Here is a 16742-nt window from a genome sequence, read left to right on the forward strand (position 1 = left end):
CATCTTAAACCTTTCGACTAATTACCTGGAGGCAAAGTGATTGAAATGAATAAACAAGAACAATTAAATATTATAAAAAAAGATTTTATTGATTCTCAAAAAGTATTATTGGCAATTGGTGATGAAACGCGTCAAGCTATTTTATTAGTGCTAATGGAAACGGAATGTCAAACAGGATTACGTGTAGGAGAAATCACGAAGCAAACACACCTTTCCCGTCCAGCAGTATCACATCACCTTAAGATTTTACGAGAAGCTGGCATTATTTTAATGAGAAAAGAAGGTACAAAGAATTTTTATTATATTGATATACGTACAAAATTAGGTTTATTAAAAAATCTTGTATTAGATATTGAGAAGCTATTGCAAAACTTTTATTAAAACTTGGAGGTATAAGAAATGAAAGCAATGATAATTGATAGATATGGAAAAGTCCCAATGCGTATGGCAGAGGTACCTACTCCTGAAATAAATGAGTATGAAGTGCTCGCAGAAATTCATGCAGCTAGCATTAACCCAATTGATTTTAAAATACGCGACGGAAAAGTAAAAATGTTACTGAAATATGAAATGCCCCTAATCCTTGGTAACGACTTTGCCGGTGTCATCACGAAGGTTGGATCAAAAGTAACTCGTTTTAAAGTTGGTGATGAAATATATGCTCGTCCAAGAAAAAATAAGATTGGTACTTTCGCGGAGTATATAGCCATTCATGAAGATGATATAGCTTTAAAACCGAAAAATTTAAGTTTTGAGGAAGCTGCTTCGATTCCACTCGTTGGCTTAACATCATATCAAGCATTACATGACATCATGCAATTACAAAAAGGACAAAAGATTTTAATTCACGCCGGATCCGGTGGTGTTGGTACTTTCGCTATTCAGCTAGCAAAAATAATGGGTGCCATTGTTACAACGACTGCTAGTGAAGCTGGTGCGAATTTAGTAACGTCTCTTGGCGCAGATGAAATTATTAATTACAAAACAGAGAAATTTGAAGATATACTAAAAAATTATGATGCCGTATTTGATACAATCGGCGGTGCAACACTTGAAAAATCATTCAATATTATAAAAAGGGGAGGAAACATTGTTTCCGTTTCAGGCATGCCGAATGCTCGCTTCGGTAAAGAATTTGGTTCAGGATTCTTTAAAACTCTCTTATTTTCATTAGCCAGCAAAAAACTTACTGCACTTGAAAAAAAGCATAATGCTCAATATTCATTTTTATTTATGAAGCCAAGTGGGGATCAATTACGTACTATTGCAAACTATATTGAAGCTGGACAAATCAAACCTGTAATCGATCGAGTTTTTCCTTTTGAAGATGCGCAAAAAGCAATGGAATATTCAGAGTCTGGAAGAGCAAAAGGAAAAATAATTGTAAAAATTAAATAATAATAAAACCTCCATTTTTAAAAATGGAGGTTTTAAATTTGCTGTTAAATAGACATAGTACAATGAAGTCCTTACAATAGATTGCAAGGGGAAATATTGTATTATACTTTTAGTTAACTTTACAAAGAATACATACGTACAAATACATAATTTAAAATACAAAAAGGAGGAGATACAATGACTAAAAATAATGAAACAGGTTGGAATTTAGATAATAGTTATATGACTTTACCACAATCATTTTATACAGAAATCCCCCCTACTCCCGTAAGTTCACCGGAGTTAGTTAAACTAAACCATTCATTAGCGATATCTCTTGGCTTAACCCCTGAAGAACTGAAAAAGGAAGCTGAAATTGTCATTTTCGCTGGCAATGGACTTCCAGAAGGAGCTCATCCATTAGCTCAAGCATATGCTGGTCATCAATTCGGACATTTTAATATGTTAGGCGACGGTCGTGCTCTTTTAATTGGCGAACAAATTACTCCTTCAGGTGAGCGTTTCGATATTCAACTGAAAGGTTCTGGCCCTACTCCCTATTCACGTCGAGGAGATGGCCGTGCTGCACTCGGTCCGATGCTACGTGAATATATTATTAGTGAGGCAATGTATGCACTTGATATTCCGACTACTCGTAGTTTGGCTGTTGTCACAACTGGTGAACCTACATATCGTGAAACAAAATTACCTGGAGCAATTTTAACTAGAGTCGCTAGTAGTCATATACGGGTCGGTACATTTCAATATGCTGCAGCTCGTGGTTCAATAGAGGACCTGAAATCACTAGCTGACTATACGATAAAAAGGCATTACCCAGAAATTGAATCTCATAAAAACCGATATACTGCATTACTACAAGAAGTCATTAAAAGACAAGCCAGTCTTATCGCAAAATGGCAACTTGTTGGATTTATTCACGGCGTAATGAACACTGACAATATAACGATCAGTGGCGAAACAATTGATTACGGTCCTTGTGCATTTATGGACAATTACGACCAAGGAACCGTATTTAGCTCTATCGACACACAAGGTCGTTATGCATATGGAAATCAACCATATATGGCCGCATGGGATCTCGCACGACTAGCAGAATCTTTAATACCGATTCTGCACGAAGATGAAGAAGAAGCACTAAAAATCGCTCAAGACGAAATTTCGAAATTTAGCGTACAGTATGAAAACAATTGGTTCCTTGGAATGAAAAAGAAATTAGGACTATTTAGCAACGAAGAACAAGATCAATCACTTATTGAGCAACTTTTAAAAATGATGGAGAAATATAAAGCAGATTACACTAATACATTCCGTTCATTAACTCTTGATACGTTAGAAAATATCCCTCTATTCGATAGTCCTGAATTTAAAGAATGGTACAAACTGTGGCAATCTCGATTAGAAAAACAAGAAGAATCGAAAGAAAACGCCTACGAGATGATGAAAAATAATAACCCATCAATCATCCCGAGGAACCACCGTGTAGAAGAAGCACTAGAAGCAGCTGTTACAAATGACGACTATAGCGTAATGGAGAAACTTCTTGAAGCTTTATCAAATCCTTATGCGTATTCTACAGATCAAGAAGAATACTGCATTCCGCCTGCACCGACGAATCGCCCTTATCGTACTTTTTGTGGGACTTGATTAAAAATTTGTTTTTATTTTAACCCAAAATTTATTAAGTTAACTATTAATCACAAACTTAAAAGTTGCTTTCAATATTGAAAGCAACACATTTAGTATCCAACCTTAAACAAGTCACAAATTATAATTTGTGACTTGTTTAATTACCCACGTTCAATAGAAGGTTTGTTTTGCAGGCATCGTTGTATCTTCAGAGACAGCATATGGATTTTCATTAGGTTTTATAATTATAAACGTTCCACCATATCCACTGTGAGCTAATTTATTGCAAAGACCTTCTACCATAAAACCCCATAACTCCAGCTGCTATTCCCATTATAGATAATCCAAGTTTTTTCTTTATTTTAATGCTTCTTTTTCAAATATTCTCTTTTTTATTTCATAACTCATAAAAAAATACTTTTCTGCTTTTTCTATATTACCTACTTTATGAAACTCTAATGCCAGACTTTCAGTATATTCGTGAATATACTCCGATAAATTTTTTCTTTCAAAGTAAGAAAAACCTTCAAGAATAATTTTTTCTATTTTTTCTACCTCTAAATGCTGACAAAATCCCTTTAGAATTAAAAAGTGATATCTATATTCATCATTTTTTAATTCCTCACAAACCTTCAATCCACTTTCAATTAATTCCTTCGCTTTTTCTATTTCACCTAATTTATAATATTCTCTTGCCTCTAAAAAGATTGCCTTATAATGAGTAGGCATTTTTTTAGAAACCTCAGATAAGTGTCTAATTGCTAAAACTGAAAGATTTTGACTCGCATACAATAAACCTAAATTATGTCTGATTCTTAATACTAACATTTCTGCATCATTTTTTTGTAAAATGTTTATTGCTGACGCAATATATTCCTCACCTTTATCATGCTGCTTTAATTCCGAAAAAGATAATCCTAATATATTTTCGCACAGCGCTATGTTCACTTCATACCCTGCTTGTTTAACAAAGATATCTCTTGCCTTTGAAGCGTATTCAATAGCTGAATATGCGTAATGCAAGTGGTATTTTAATATAGCAACTCTATAATTAAACTCTGCATATTCAATTTCATCTGAAATATGCTCTAATAACCCTTCAGCTTTTTCAAAATAGTTGCTAGCTTCACTATAATTAGTAAGAATTGTATAATGAATGGCTTTGAATAAATAATAATAATAATTAGAATATTCATCATTTGGTTTAGGCAATGCATCTATTTTATCAAAAGCTTTTTTCAAATTACCTAAACCATCTATTAGCACTTTATATCGAAATTCTAACAGATAATAGTGAAATGAAACCTTTATATCTGATTCGATAATATAAAGCTTTTTATCGATCTCTTCTTTTAATTTTTTTGCTTCACTTATACGTTGAGCTCTAATATCTCGATACCAATCATTCAGCATCTTATTAATTAATTCATTGCCAGTGATTTGTATATTCATCAAATCCACTCTCCTTCTTTTAATTATCATAAAAATAACATAATTCGATTATTTATATCTATCTATATATATATTTCTCAACAATTGAACGAAATTCATTCACTGAATTTTGTTCAATATTTTAATAGACCCGCTGTAAATATGAATACTTTTTCTTATAACCTCTGAATATGAGTATCCTTAAAATCCGTCTCATATTTCAATCCATATCCAAACATTCGATCCATTCCAATATGTGCTGTCCATATTAAGCCAATCATTATAACGATATCCATCTTAAAATAGACACCTATTAGAACAATTAATATGGATATGATATATGTGTGACATACATTATATATTTTCGCACCAACGTGATTATTAATCCCATATGCTAACATTGATAGATCCGGCGCTAAAAGGAATACAAAAAATATAATCCAACTAAACTCATATATCGAATACATATAAATCATGGCTAAAAATACAACCATTCCTTCAAAATGTACAATACGTTTTTGCATTATTTATCATTCCTATTTTTCTATATTTATTGATACATTTTCATCGCTGAAAGTATTCTTTGTATTTTTTGACCAGATGGTTGCTAATATTGGCCCTGCAATGTTATGCCATACTGCCGCTAATACACTCGGGAGTGCAGCAACCGGTCCAAAATGTGCTGTCGCCAGCGCAACACCTAAACCTGAATTTTGCATTCCTACTTCTATTGAAATAGCCCTTCTTGTCCCTTCGTCTAGTCCAAGTACGAACGCAGTTATATATCCGAGCAAAAAACCGAAAGCATTATGGAGCATCACCGCAATAAAGATAAGAAGTCCTGAAGAAGTAATGCTACTTACATTTGCTGAAACAACTGCAGAAACAATTATGATAATTGCTACAACTGATATTAAAGGAATAACAGTCATTCCTTTATTAACGATATGAGGGAAAAACTTTTTCACTACTAGTCCTAAAATAATAGGCACAATAATGACTTGTACGATAGAAAGAAACATGGACATAGCATTTACTGGCATCCATTGCCCTGCAAGTAATAGTAGAATGAGCGGTGTAGCAATTGGTGCTAGTAACGTTGATACTGAAGTCATTGCAATAGACAACGCTAAGTTCCCTTTTGCTAAATAAACCATAACATTTGATGCAGTGCCACCCGGTACTGAACCGAGCAACACTAACCCAGCTGCTAATTCCGCTGGCAGATTCATAACGTAGGCTAGTACGTATGCGACAAGTGGCATAATAATAAACTGAGCACATACACCGATAATAACTGGTAATGGTTTTGTAGCTATGATTTTGAAATCAACAGCCTTCAATGTTAATCCCATCCCAAACATGACAACCCCAAGTAAAATCGTTATGTAACTAGTTAACCCGAGAAATGGCGCGGGAATGAAATATGCAACAGCTGCAATACAAATAACCCAAAATGCAAAATACTTTCCAGCTATATTACTTATCGCTTCTAGTACTTTCATCCACTCAGCCCCTATCTTTTAATTGAAACACCTTATTCGGATTCAAAATATTTTGCGGATCAAGAGCTTTCTTTATTTTCTCCATTACAAATAATGCCGCCCCATGTTCTTCTTCTTGATACTTTCGTTTTCCGATTCCAACGCCATGTTCTCCTGTACACGTTCCTCCTCGTTTAAGAGCATACAGAACGATACTTTCGTTTATTTCGTCCGCCTTCTTTACTTCCTCTTTATCATTTGTGTCAATCATTAAGAGTACATGGAAATTCCCATCTCCAACATGACCTAGAATACCGCCAATAAGTCCTACTTTATCTAATACCTCTTTCGCATGTTGAATCGCTCCAGCTAATTCCGAAATTGGCACACATACGTCTGTACTCATTAGCTTTTTACCAGGATAACTATGCACGTAAGAGTACGCTAAGTTATGTCTTGCATCCCACAGTTTATTTCTCGCTGCTGTTTCCGTCTCAAACGTAATTTCTATACATTTATGATCAAGAACGATTTCTTTCGTAAATTCAATATCTTGCTTTAACCCTGCTTCATTGCCGTGAAACTCTAAAAACAGTGTCGGTTCTTCTCTGTAACTTGTTTCATTATAATAATTTACTTGTTTCATAGATAATTCATCAACGAGTTCAATTCTCGCGATTGGAATACCTGCTTGTAATATGTTAATTACAGCTTCTACTGCATCATTTATAGTTGGAAACGATGCCCTCGCAGCCATAACATGTTCTGGTATACCGTATACTTTTAAAGTTAACTCCGTGAAACATCCAAGTGTTCCTTCTGATCCTACGAAAATACCATTTAAATGATAACCTGATGATGACTTCGCCGCTAAATTCCCGGTATGTATTACTCCTCCATCAGCAAGAACGACTTCTAAATCTCGAACTTGATCACGCATTACACCATACTTTACCGCTGTCGTTCCGCTCGCATTTGTAGCAGCCATTCCTCCTAACGTTGCATCAGCTCCTGGGTCTACACTAAAAAATAATCCATACTTTTTCAATTCTTTATTAAGCTGAGAGCGCGTCACCCCTGGCTGTACCCTCACAAGAAAATCCTTTTCTCTTATTTCTAGTATTTTGTTCATAAGAGAAAAGTCCATTGTAATTCCTTTTTCGTAAGGAATTACATGTCCCTCTAAACTGGATCCTACTCCAAATGGAACGACAGCTGTTCCGTGCTGACTCGCTATTTTCATTATCGTGCTAACTTCTTCGGTCGTTTTTGGAAAAACAACTACATCAGGTAAACTACTAACGTGGTAAGATTCATCTTTACTATGTAACTCTCGTACTGTCATATTTATTACTACTCGATCTTCAGGAAGTATGCCTCTTAATTCATTTACTACATGTTCAATTGTTATTTCCATAATCAACTCTCCTTTTTAATTTTAAAACAAGTATACCATCTTTATACAAAATAATTAGAAAAATAAGATTATTAAACCTGAACATACAAAAAAGAACCTGCAGCACACGCTACAAGTTCTTTTTCACTACATTTTAAACGATTTCTTTATTAACAACATAAACCAAATTAAAGTAACTGCCATCAACGAATGAGAAAATCCTACAATATAAGTTAACCCTTTAAAGTCAGCTCCATTTAACTGAAGAAGCCCTCTCGCTGCTAGCGAACCTAACATTAATGTTAATGCAATATTATGTAAAACAAACCACTTATTAAACCCTTGCACTTCATGAAACGCGAATACTTTTGCTAATCCTAAAGCAATTAAAAAGAAGAAAAAGCCAAGTACAAGTGTATGCGTATGCAAAAGATTTAACAAAGTAGATCCTAAAATCCCTTTATACTTACCATACTCCCTAGCGAAAATCCCTGATAATAAACCGATAATCAAATACGTAAACGATGCATTATATAATTTCTTCATTATGTACCTCCTTGAGTAGAATGTATAGTGTGTCATATTTAGTAATAATGATAGTTATATAGTAAAAACTCCTAGTCACCTAGGAGTCATTGTATAAGCATCTCACTCTTTACAATCAATCCTAATTATAAGATATCTCTCTATACAAAACAAACGAACTTTATGTGAACAAACACCCCCATTAAAATATGTTGCACTTTTGTTTTACACAATCCATACTAATTGTTATAACTTTTTAAAGGTGGTGTAATAATTGATAGTTCTTGAAACCGAACGTCTAAATCTTCGTTGGTTTGATATAAAAGACGCTTCTTTTATTCTTGAGTTAGTAAACGATCCTGCATGGATTCAGTTTATCGGTGACAAAGGGGTTAGAAACTTAGAAGATGCAAAAAATTATATTGTAAACGGTCCCATCGATATGTATAACAAACTCGGATTTGGCCTTTACTTAGTAGAACGAAAAGAAGATCTCACTCCACTTGGTATGTGTGGCCTTATTAAAAGAGATTCATTAGAAGACGTTGATATCGGATTTGCCTTTTTAGAAACATTCCGTTCAAAAGGATATGGCTACGAGTCAGCTTCTGCAATAATCGAATACGGTGTACAAAAGCTCGGCATGAAACGAATTGTAGCAATTACTTCTATAGATAACATCGCCTCAGGAAAGCTTTTAGAAAAAGTAGGATTACGCTTTGAGAAAATCATTTCAGGGTCTGGAGAAGATTTAAAATTATTTGGGTATAACGCATAGTAAAGAAGGTCGCCGTGAATGGCGACCTTCTTTACTATTTTATTGATTTTGTAATACTATTTTTAGTTACATCATAGTTGCATCAATTCTTGTGATTACTAATATCCCTTTCACATCAAATTTTTGGAACTTTATAGAAATAAAACTTCTACTTTCAAATAAATTATATTAATATATCAAACAAAGGAAGTGAGAATAAATGGATCAACCACTATTTTTGTTAGCTCTTCAATTCATTGCATTTGTATTAATCATTTGTATCGTATATGGAATCTTGTACAATACCGTATTAAATTTAAATATGCCTAAATGGACTGCACATATGGTAGCTACGGTCTTTTCCCTTGGTATTGCCTATCAAGCTTTTATAAATTTCATTTGAAAAACTTTTGTAGCATTTACTTCTACAAATATTGTTGATGCAGTAAAATTTGCAAAAAAAGTAGAATTGCAATTTGAGAGGATTATTTCAAGATCAGGAAATGTAACCATTTTTTATAAAGTCTGTCTAGCGCAAAATAGTGATGAAGTTATTTCCGCTGAAAATGTGTTTGCATAACAAGGAATGAATTTAATTGATCCTGCAAAAATTTTATTTTAATTCTGGTTCTATTGTTTGAAATCGTTCTAGGGTACCATTTGTGTGGACTTTAAAAATTTTCATTTGCGCACCAAAATATTGCGTTAAGTAAAATGTATCACCAGTTATTAAATTTCCAATCTTCCAATCAGGTTGATATGTACTTTCCTTGGAACTTTCTAAATCCCCGTTCATTATTAAATCGATATATAATGTAGATGAACTACGCAACATTTTCGTTAAAGATAGTCTATCAACCTCTAACTATCTAATGAACTCAAGTAAACGCATCTTCAGTCATTTTAAGAGGTACAAAAGGCACCCTTTCGGGTGCCTTTTGTATAAAAATTCCAATTTTTTTATATTCGATACCAACCACGAACCTTTTTAAAATAATAGTATCATTATGTCTCCTTTTTAGAGATTATTTTTAATTACCTTGAATTTTTTGCACCAGAACCGGAAAATCCCTGACTACTCGAAATATCAACTATCAAGTGCTAATATTCAATAACGCGTACTGAAAATGATTAAACATTTTTATAAACCAGCGGAACGTTTAAGAAATCAATTTTTCTCTTATCGAAATTTAATTAGCTTACAGTAATACAATGGTCATATATTTTTAAGAATAACGGAAGAATATATAGAAATTGCTACAGAAATGTGAAGTTTAATTAATTTAGGAGGAACAAACTTGTTTAATCAGCTTGTAAAAATCATACCGAATTTATTTACGATTGGAAATTTATTGTGCGGCGTTTTCTCAATCACCTTGAATATGAATGAATATTTGGGAGTAGCCTCCATTTTCATTTTCTTTTCAGCTGTTTTAGATTTTCTTGATGGAAGAATTGCGAGAAAATTAAAAGTGAACAGTGAGTTTGGCGTAGAATTGGATTCCTTAGCTGATATTGTTAGTTTCGGCGTCGCTCCTGCGCTTTTATTTCATACGATAGCAACACCTTCTATTTTAACTTCTTTGGCATTTATCCTATTCCCAACAATGGGTGCTTTAAGATTAGCTAAATTTAGTATTAAACCAACTATTGGATATTTTAAGGGATTACCTATTCCAGCTGCAGGATTATCATTGGCTGGTATGGCATTGTTTTCATATAGTAATGCATGGATTACTTTAATCCTCGCCCTCTTAATGGTAAGTCCCATTAGGTTTAAAAAATTTTAATTAAGGTCACGCCCAACGCCATTAAGGAGCATCTCAAATGGATTTAACGCATCAATAAGTATAAAAAAGCGGGACAATAATATTAAATTAGGTGCCCTTCGTAAAAATTAAAACCTTGTATTTATGGCTATTGGGTTAATCCATCGATATGTTATTCTGAAACGTCAATCCACTTTTAACAGGAGCTCCCTTTATCAAGAGAGCTCCTGTTCTTATTTCTTCTTCTTTTCTGTCGGTTGGCTTTGTTTAGCAAAATTAGATGAATCATCAAAATTCGGTTGCTTTTTACCAGCATTATTACTTCTACCTTTTCCCATATGTAATGCACCTCCCCTCCCCCTTACTATTCCCAATAAAAAAATTCTCTTGCATCCAAGAGAATTTTTGATTGGGTTCTTATTGATAATACCTAAGTACTTCCAACACTGCCATTCGATAAAAGATGGATCCAATGTCAAATTCTTTAATGCTGAAACAAACATTACATTTTCATATTTAACTGGATAATCAATTAATAATCCTAATGTATTTCCTGAAGCTGCAACAATTATGCTTTCCTTGTCTAACACGTCATCTATAACTTCTTTTAATTATTCTTACCTGTCATATAATATTTTCCTACGCGTTGAGATTGCATGTTGTATAAGGAAGCCCTTCTTTTTTCCATGCAATAAATCCCCCCTTTAAATTCACTACTTCCTTTATACCAGCTTTTTGTAAAATGCTAGCTGCTATAGCTGAACGCAACCCGGTTCGACATTGTAAAACTATTGGGCAATCTTTTGGTATAGAATCTATCTTCTCAAATAGATTACCTAAAGTAATATGTATTGCATCATGAAGGTGTCCTTCCTCCCACTCTTTTTTACTACGCACATCGATAACCTTAACACTTCTATCTTTTATATGCCGATATAATTCAATTGATGTTTTTTCCTTGTAACTTTCTAATATATCAAATTTTTTTATTACTTTTAAAGGTACAAAAGCAACAATATTATCTAGCCCAATAGATTCAAAGTCCCTAATGACTTCCTCCACTTTAACCTTTTCCTCATCTAGAATGATTAAAGTCTCTGTTTTATAATCTAGTAACCATCCACACCAAGTTGTAAAAGAATTGTTATAAGGTATGTTAATTGATTTTTCAATGTGACCAGAAGCAAAACTCTCTACATCCCTTATATCAACTATTTGCTGAACACTCCTCATAACTTCTTGGAGTTCTTCTACTGTATTAATAGTAGTAATCTTTCTCTTCTTACGAATTGGAGGACCATACTTATTTAAATTCTTCATTAATGAAAAATACTTTGGAGGCTCTGGCTGTCCCGTCAATAAAATCGATACAAAATCACTTTCTTCATTACATTGAAATGCCCAATTGAACATCTTTTCATAACCTAATGTAGAAGTTGGAATTGCTCCTAATGCTTTTCCGCATGCGCTTCCTGCACCATGTGATGGCCATATTTGCAAATAATCAGGGAGTATTTTTACTTTTTGTATAGAATCAAATAATTGTTTCGCTCCTATTTGTGCTGTATCTTTCATACCAACAGCTGTTTCTAATAAATCAGGTCTTCCTATATCTCCTACAAATATAAAGTCACCTGTGAAAATTCCTATCGGTTTATCATTCGTAAAATTATTTTGACTTGTATCAGTTACTAAAAAAGAAATACTTTCAGGCGTATGCCCTGGGGTGGAAATTACATTAAATTTTATATGGCCTACGTTAAACTCTGTGCCCTCTCTAACCAACTTGTATCGACCTTCGTTGAGATATTGATATTTCCAATCACAATCTCCTTCATCAGATACATATAAATTTGCATGATAAAGATTAGAAAGTTCTCTAGATCCAGAAAGAAAATCTGCATGAATGTGAGTCTCAGCCGCAGCAATTACTTCCATCCCCTCTTTCTTAGCAAACTCTATATATTGTTCTATATAGCGACCTGGATCAATTACAATTGCTACACCTTCCTTCTGACACCCAACTAAATAGGAAGCATGTGCTAATTTTTCATCATAAAAATATTTTAAAAGCATAGCTATTCCCTCCAAATATTTATTTCAAATTGCTTTTCAACTGTTTATAACCACTTTTTATCTTCTCCTATAGGATCCCTTTCAGCATTAAATTCCAATACATATAGGGCAACATATATCTTTTAAGTAAAAACATACTATACCGTTCTTTCGCTTGATTAAATGGAAACGTTTCTTGGGGCTCATGTTCATAGTTAAATTCAGCGAGTATAAGACTTTTATATCCTGTAACAATCGGACAGGATGTATACCCATCATATTTAGCATGCAAGTCTCTTCCGTTAAGTACGTCCATAATATTTTGTTTTAAGACAGGTATTTGTTTTCGAATTGCCGCTCCAGTTTTAGAGGTGGGTAAATTGGTACAATCTCCAAGTCCGAAAATATTCTTATACTGTATATGCTGCAACGTATAAGGGTTTATATCTACCCACCCCTGAGAATCACTTATCTCACTCTCTTTAATAAAAGTAGGTGGCTCCATTGGTGGAACAACATGGATCATACTGTATGGTACAGTTTCTCTTTTCAGTGTTTGCGTATCTTCAAAAATTGCTTCTCTCTTTTCGCCAATAATTTCTACTAAATTTTTATTATAATTTGTTATAATTTGCTTTCTTTCTAGTACTTGTTCTAAAGTATTTGCATAACGTGGAACCTGAAATATGTTAGCGTTCGCAGTATAAAACATTACTTCACTTTTGTTTCTTACACTGCTATTAGAAAAATACTCTTCTGCTAAATACATAATCTTTTGTGGAGCACCACCGCATTTAATAGGAGTATTGGGATGCGTAAAAATCGCATTTCCTCCTTTAAATTTTTCAATTTCTCTCCAAGTTGAATCAACATATTTATAAGAGTAATTGCTACAAACCCCACTATCCCCAATAGACTCTTTTAAGCCTTTAATACCTTCCCAATTTATTTGTATACCGGCTGCTACAATAAGAATTTCATACTCAAGCAGCAGTCCGTCATCTAACAGTATCTTATTTTCATCCGGAAATAACTTAACAACACTTTTAGGGATCCACGTTGCCCCTTTTGGAATAAGCGATTCTTGATCACGCATTGTACTTTCCTTTGAAACAATTCCTCCCCCCACTAAACTCCATAGTGGCTGAAAATAATGTTTTTTTGACGGATCAATAATTGCTATACTTTCTTTCAATAGGGGGACATTTCGTAACAAATGTGCAGTAGAAGATAGTCCTGCAGTCCCAGAACCAATTACTATAATTTTATAACTATCTCTGGTCTTCATTATCCTCTTCCTATCTAAAATTTATTTTTTAATTAACTCAACCTTAGCCTTATTTCATCTTATAAACAATATTATAAGTTAAAAACACTATTATTTTATCTGATTTGAATGAAAATTTAGTTAAATTAAATCAACAAAATTACTATATGCATGAATCCCCCATGTTACTTCTTTAATTTGTTTCAAACACTACATACTTTATATTTTTCAATATTATCCTGTATTCTAACTACATTTAATTACATCACATGCCAATAGACATTGGATTATGAGTTACATGAAACGAACTGCATAGAAACATCAAATTTCCACATATACAATAATAGGATGTTTTTATATTAATTAATCACTTATATAATTTTCCTCTTACAATTTATCCTTGCCCCATTACTATCTCACAGTATCCGTTTATACTTATAAGAACCTGAATATTGAATTTAGTAATGTAAAAAGTTTCTTTTCAACCATTTTTGTTTATATAAATTTATTAATAAGTTTATTGTTATTTAGTTTGTATGTAGCCAACAACCCATTTGCAAATCAATCCTGTTGAGCTATTACTCTTTTAAAGATCTCATATGTAGTATTTTTATTTAATTTTGTTTACACCCTTAAAAAAAACGAGCATATGATACTATATACTAATCCAAAAACCATATAGTTTACTTTCTAAGAGCACTGATCTGTGTTCTTTTTTTTGAATGAATCTTGTGTTCAATTTTTTACTACATTTTTAAAACTTTCACTTGTTACTCTTAGAAAATACTTTTAAAACAATTACATATAAATAAAATTTTTTAATTGCTCGGGATTTCCATCAACACTATCGAAAACTTTAGCTTTGTATTTTATCCTATTCAAATATCATTCATCATAGCCCCATATATCCCAATTTCTCATTTTATAATTCCGATTCATAGTATTTGGACCTTGGAATAGCTAATTACTAAGTCATAGAATATCTTTTTCATTAACCCTTCCGACCATGTTGTATTTATTAAACCTTTGTATTATAGGATTTAGTAGTTATCTCACTGATCATAAAGAGATAATATCAGAACGTGATTTCTATTAGTCCAAGCACTTCATGTTACTTACACATACACTATAAAATGTTTGGACTTTATTATTTTAATTAAAACTTAAAATTAGGAGGATTTAATATGGCAGATTGTACAGGTTTAGCTTGTTTTTTATTCTCTTCGTGGCCAACAGGAACAGTAGTTACAGTTACCACTAGATCAGGTCAAATTATCGGGCCTGCTACTTTTTCACTATTCTTTCCGAATATATGTGCAGTAGTGTTGGTAGAAGAAGATGTGATAACCCCCTCTTCAACCAATACTATATTTATTAGTTGTGAAGATATAGAAAGTGTTACTTTAACCACTCCTTAAGAAGCTTCATATTTTTCTAGCTTAATCCCTATTTAAGAAAATCTAATGACTGTACTAATCAGTACACCCTGATATGTAACATTCTATTGCATCTATTATTTCAATAGGATGCTTTAATTTAAACTTTTTCTCTTCTAAAGGTTACTTGTCTACACATCGTTCTACAAAATTTCATATGATATAGTATATTGTTTAAAGGAGGGATAAATTTGTTCTTATGCAATTTATTTGGTTGTTCAGGTGGAGTATGTAGTATTTTTAAAAATTTACAACCAGGCGAAGTCGTTACTGTGACTGGTAAATCTGGGAATATTATTGGTCCTGCTGTGTTTACAAATTTTAACCCTAATACTTGTATAGTCACATTAGAAGAGGAAAATTCAGTTACTCCTCCTACTACAAGTATTACTAAGATTAGTTGTAAAGAAATAGAAAGTATTACGTTTATCTCATAATATATTTTAAACCTAAAAGCAGGTGTTGAAATATGAAACTCTTATACATTACTTCTGGTTACTCAAAAATCTATCAATATCTAGATCAAAGCATACAAAGAACTCTTATTGATCAAAAATTCGAATGGTTAGCAGTACAGCCAAGTGAATTAATACAGCAATTGGATTTCATTACAACAACGTTTCATCCCGATATTGTTTTCACCTTATTAGGTAATCATCTACCACAAAAAGCAACTCAATATTTTAAAAAAAGGAACATTAAATTAGCTGTGTGGCTAACTGAGGATCCATTTTATATAGATACTTCTCTTCTTCTATTAAAAAACTTCGATTTTATATTTACTATTGATAGCGAAGCACTTAAATATTACACAGCTTTAGGATATACCAATGTATATCACTTACCATTAGCAACTAATATAGAACTATTTAAACCAAATCAAAAAAATTCAAAATATAAAAGTGAAGTATTGTTGATTGGATATCCTTATCCTAACCGAGTAAAATTGATACAGTTTCTCTTGGAAAAAACGCCTTATCACTATACTATTATTGGTCAACACTGGAGAAATAAGTTATTAAAAAAATGGAAGAATCACCGAAGAATTAAGATTATAGAAGGATGGATTCCACCTCAAGAGGTTGCACTCTATTATAATAATGCTAGTCTTATTTTAAATCCTCATCGTAGTCATCTATTTCCACAGAATAAAAATAAAAATAAAGTGAAAAATAATACCATTAATAATCGCGCTTTTGATATTGCCGCTTGCCAAGGCTTTCAAATTATTGAAGAAAAACCTGACCTTTCATCCTTCTTCAATAAAGATGAAATTGTATCCTATAACAGTTTTGAAGACTGCTTAAACAAATTATCTTTTTATTTAAATGATGCAATTTCGAAAAGATTAATGGTCGAAAAAATTCATGCAAGAGTTATTAGCCAGCATACTTTTTATGAGAGGATCCATTTTATAACGACTACTATACAATCACACATTCATTAATTTATTAAATTAATAATATCTTTTCTTCAATACTCATTCTTAATAAATTAAAATGTTTTTTCAATTTTATGAAGAAGCATTTTAATTTGTCTTTTCCCTATAGAAATCTACCACAATTCCCCTGAAGATACAATTGCACTTTCAATGAGAT

19 protein-coding genes are annotated in these 16742 nt (G+C 32.7%); 9 read left to right on the top strand and 10 right to left on the bottom strand.

The window, feature by feature from the left end:
• Positions 1 to 36: 36 nt before the first annotated feature.
• The 3 genes from BUA87_RS09010 to BUA87_RS09020 all read left to right on the top strand — a co-directional run bounded on the left by BUA87_RS09010 (position 37) and on the right by BUA87_RS09020 (position 3042).
• Positions 37 to 381 carry an ArsR/SmtB family transcription factor gene (locus tag BUA87_RS09010; protein ID WP_000571870.1) on the top strand — a complete coding sequence of 115 codons (345 nt, stop codon included), beginning with the start codon at positions 37 to 39 and terminating at the stop codon, positions 379 to 381.
• Between the two features lie 18 nt (positions 382 to 399).
• Positions 400 to 1398: an NADP-dependent oxidoreductase gene (locus BUA87_RS09015; RefSeq protein WP_000646439.1), complete on the top strand. Its 999-nt coding sequence runs from the start codon at positions 400 to 402 to the stop codon at positions 1396 to 1398.
• Positions 1399 to 1575: 177 nt separating this feature from the next.
• On the top strand, positions 1576 to 3042 hold the full coding sequence (locus tag BUA87_RS09020) for a protein adenylyltransferase SelO (RefSeq protein ID WP_072939275.1): 1467 nt from the start codon (positions 1576 to 1578) through the stop codon (positions 3040 to 3042).
• A 153-nt stretch (positions 3043 to 3195) separates the two neighbouring features.
• Here the strand turns inward: BUA87_RS09020 and BUA87_RS31745 are convergent, their stop codons facing one another.
• From BUA87_RS31745 to BUA87_RS09045, 6 genes are all read right to left on the bottom strand, one after another.
• A complete protein-coding gene (locus BUA87_RS31745; RefSeq protein ID WP_000229164.1) occupies positions 3196 to 3327 on the bottom strand; it encodes a hypothetical protein in 132 nt (43 codons plus the stop codon).
• Positions 3328 to 3381: 54 nt separating this feature from the next.
• Complete coding sequence (locus tag BUA87_RS09025; protein WP_001025499.1) at positions 3382 to 4476, bottom strand: response regulator aspartate phosphatase; 1095 nt, start codon at positions 4474 to 4476, stop codon at positions 3382 to 3384.
• A 155-nt stretch (positions 4477 to 4631) separates the two neighbouring features.
• Entirely contained in the window at positions 4632 to 4979 is a 348-nt protein-coding gene (locus BUA87_RS09030) for a DUF4260 domain-containing protein (RefSeq protein WP_072939279.1), read from the bottom strand.
• A 12-nt stretch (positions 4980 to 4991) separates the two neighbouring features.
• A complete protein-coding gene (locus tag BUA87_RS09035) occupies positions 4992 to 5960 on the bottom strand; it encodes a bile acid:sodium symporter family protein (protein WP_072939282.1) in 969 nt (322 codons plus the stop codon).
• Positions 5961 to 5964: 4 nt separating this feature from the next.
• On the bottom strand, positions 5965 to 7356 hold the full coding sequence (locus BUA87_RS09040; RefSeq protein ID WP_016512488.1) for an FAD-binding oxidoreductase: 1392 nt from the start codon (positions 7354 to 7356) through the stop codon (positions 5965 to 5967).
• Between the two features lie 126 nt (positions 7357 to 7482).
• The gene (locus tag BUA87_RS09045) at positions 7483 to 7881 is read right to left on the bottom strand and encodes a DUF2871 family protein (RefSeq protein WP_000737896.1); all 399 of its coding nucleotides are present in this window, start codon (positions 7879 to 7881) and stop codon (positions 7483 to 7485) included.
• Between the two features lie 253 nt (positions 7882 to 8134).
• On the opposite strand from BUA87_RS09045, the gene BUA87_RS09050 reads away from it, so the two are divergent.
• Positions 8135 to 8638 carry a GNAT family N-acetyltransferase gene (locus BUA87_RS09050; protein WP_016512486.1) on the top strand — a complete coding sequence of 168 codons (504 nt, stop codon included), beginning with the start codon at positions 8135 to 8137 and terminating at the stop codon, positions 8636 to 8638.
• Between the two features lie 199 nt (positions 8639 to 8837).
• Positions 8838 to 9020, top strand: a complete 183-nt coding sequence (locus BUA87_RS09055) for a hypothetical protein (protein ID WP_071714626.1) — start codon at positions 8838 to 8840, stop codon at positions 9018 to 9020.
• Positions 9021 to 9230: 210 nt separating this feature from the next.
• Here BUA87_RS09055 and BUA87_RS32120 read toward each other — a convergent pair whose 3' ends face one another.
• Complete coding sequence (locus tag BUA87_RS32120) at positions 9231 to 9413, bottom strand: DUF5065 family protein (RefSeq protein ID WP_043352867.1); 183 nt, start codon at positions 9411 to 9413, stop codon at positions 9231 to 9233.
• A 502-nt stretch (positions 9414 to 9915) separates the two neighbouring features.
• Between BUA87_RS32120 and pssA the strand changes: the two genes are divergently transcribed.
• On the top strand, positions 9916 to 10407 hold the full coding sequence (pssA, locus tag BUA87_RS09065) for a CDP-diacylglycerol--serine O-phosphatidyltransferase (RefSeq protein WP_071714627.1): 492 nt from the start codon (positions 9916 to 9918) through the stop codon (positions 10405 to 10407).
• A gap of 212 nt (positions 10408 to 10619) precedes the next feature.
• Here pssA and BUA87_RS31750 read toward each other — a convergent pair whose 3' ends face one another.
• The 3 genes from BUA87_RS31750 to BUA87_RS09080 form a co-directional block, all read right to left on the bottom strand.
• Entirely contained in the window at positions 10620 to 10976 is a 357-nt protein-coding gene (locus tag BUA87_RS31750) for a hypothetical protein (RefSeq protein WP_225988587.1), read from the bottom strand.
• Positions 10977 to 11025: 49 nt separating this feature from the next.
• Positions 11026 to 12462: an MBL fold metallo-hydrolase gene (locus tag BUA87_RS09075; RefSeq protein ID WP_072939285.1), complete on the bottom strand. Its 1437-nt coding sequence runs from the start codon at positions 12460 to 12462 to the stop codon at positions 11026 to 11028.
• A gap of 67 nt (positions 12463 to 12529) precedes the next feature.
• Positions 12530 to 13729: an FAD/NAD(P)-binding oxidoreductase gene (locus BUA87_RS09080; RefSeq protein ID WP_072939288.1), complete on the bottom strand. Its 1200-nt coding sequence runs from the start codon at positions 13727 to 13729 to the stop codon at positions 12530 to 12532.
• 1163 nt (positions 13730 to 14892) lie between these two features.
• Here BUA87_RS09080 and BUA87_RS09085 point away from each other — a divergent pair.
• The 3 genes from BUA87_RS09085 (at position 14893) to BUA87_RS09095 (ending at position 16591) form a co-directional block, all read left to right on the top strand.
• Entirely contained in the window at positions 14893 to 15126 is a 234-nt protein-coding gene (locus BUA87_RS09085; protein WP_000752671.1) for a hypothetical protein, read from the top strand.
• A gap of 209 nt (positions 15127 to 15335) precedes the next feature.
• Positions 15336 to 15581, top strand: a complete 246-nt coding sequence (locus BUA87_RS09090) for a hypothetical protein (RefSeq protein WP_000477971.1) — start codon at positions 15336 to 15338, stop codon at positions 15579 to 15581.
• A gap of 32 nt (positions 15582 to 15613) precedes the next feature.
• The gene (locus BUA87_RS09095) at positions 15614 to 16591 is read left to right on the top strand and encodes a CgeB family protein (RefSeq protein ID WP_000772274.1); all 978 of its coding nucleotides are present in this window, start codon (positions 15614 to 15616) and stop codon (positions 16589 to 16591) included.
• Positions 16592 to 16742: the final 151 nt, after the last annotated feature.

This window comes from Bacillus sp. bc15 (genome assembly GCF_900142585.1).
Classification (GTDB): Bacteria; Bacillota; Bacilli; order Bacillales; family Bacillaceae_G; genus Bacillus_A; species Bacillus_A cereus.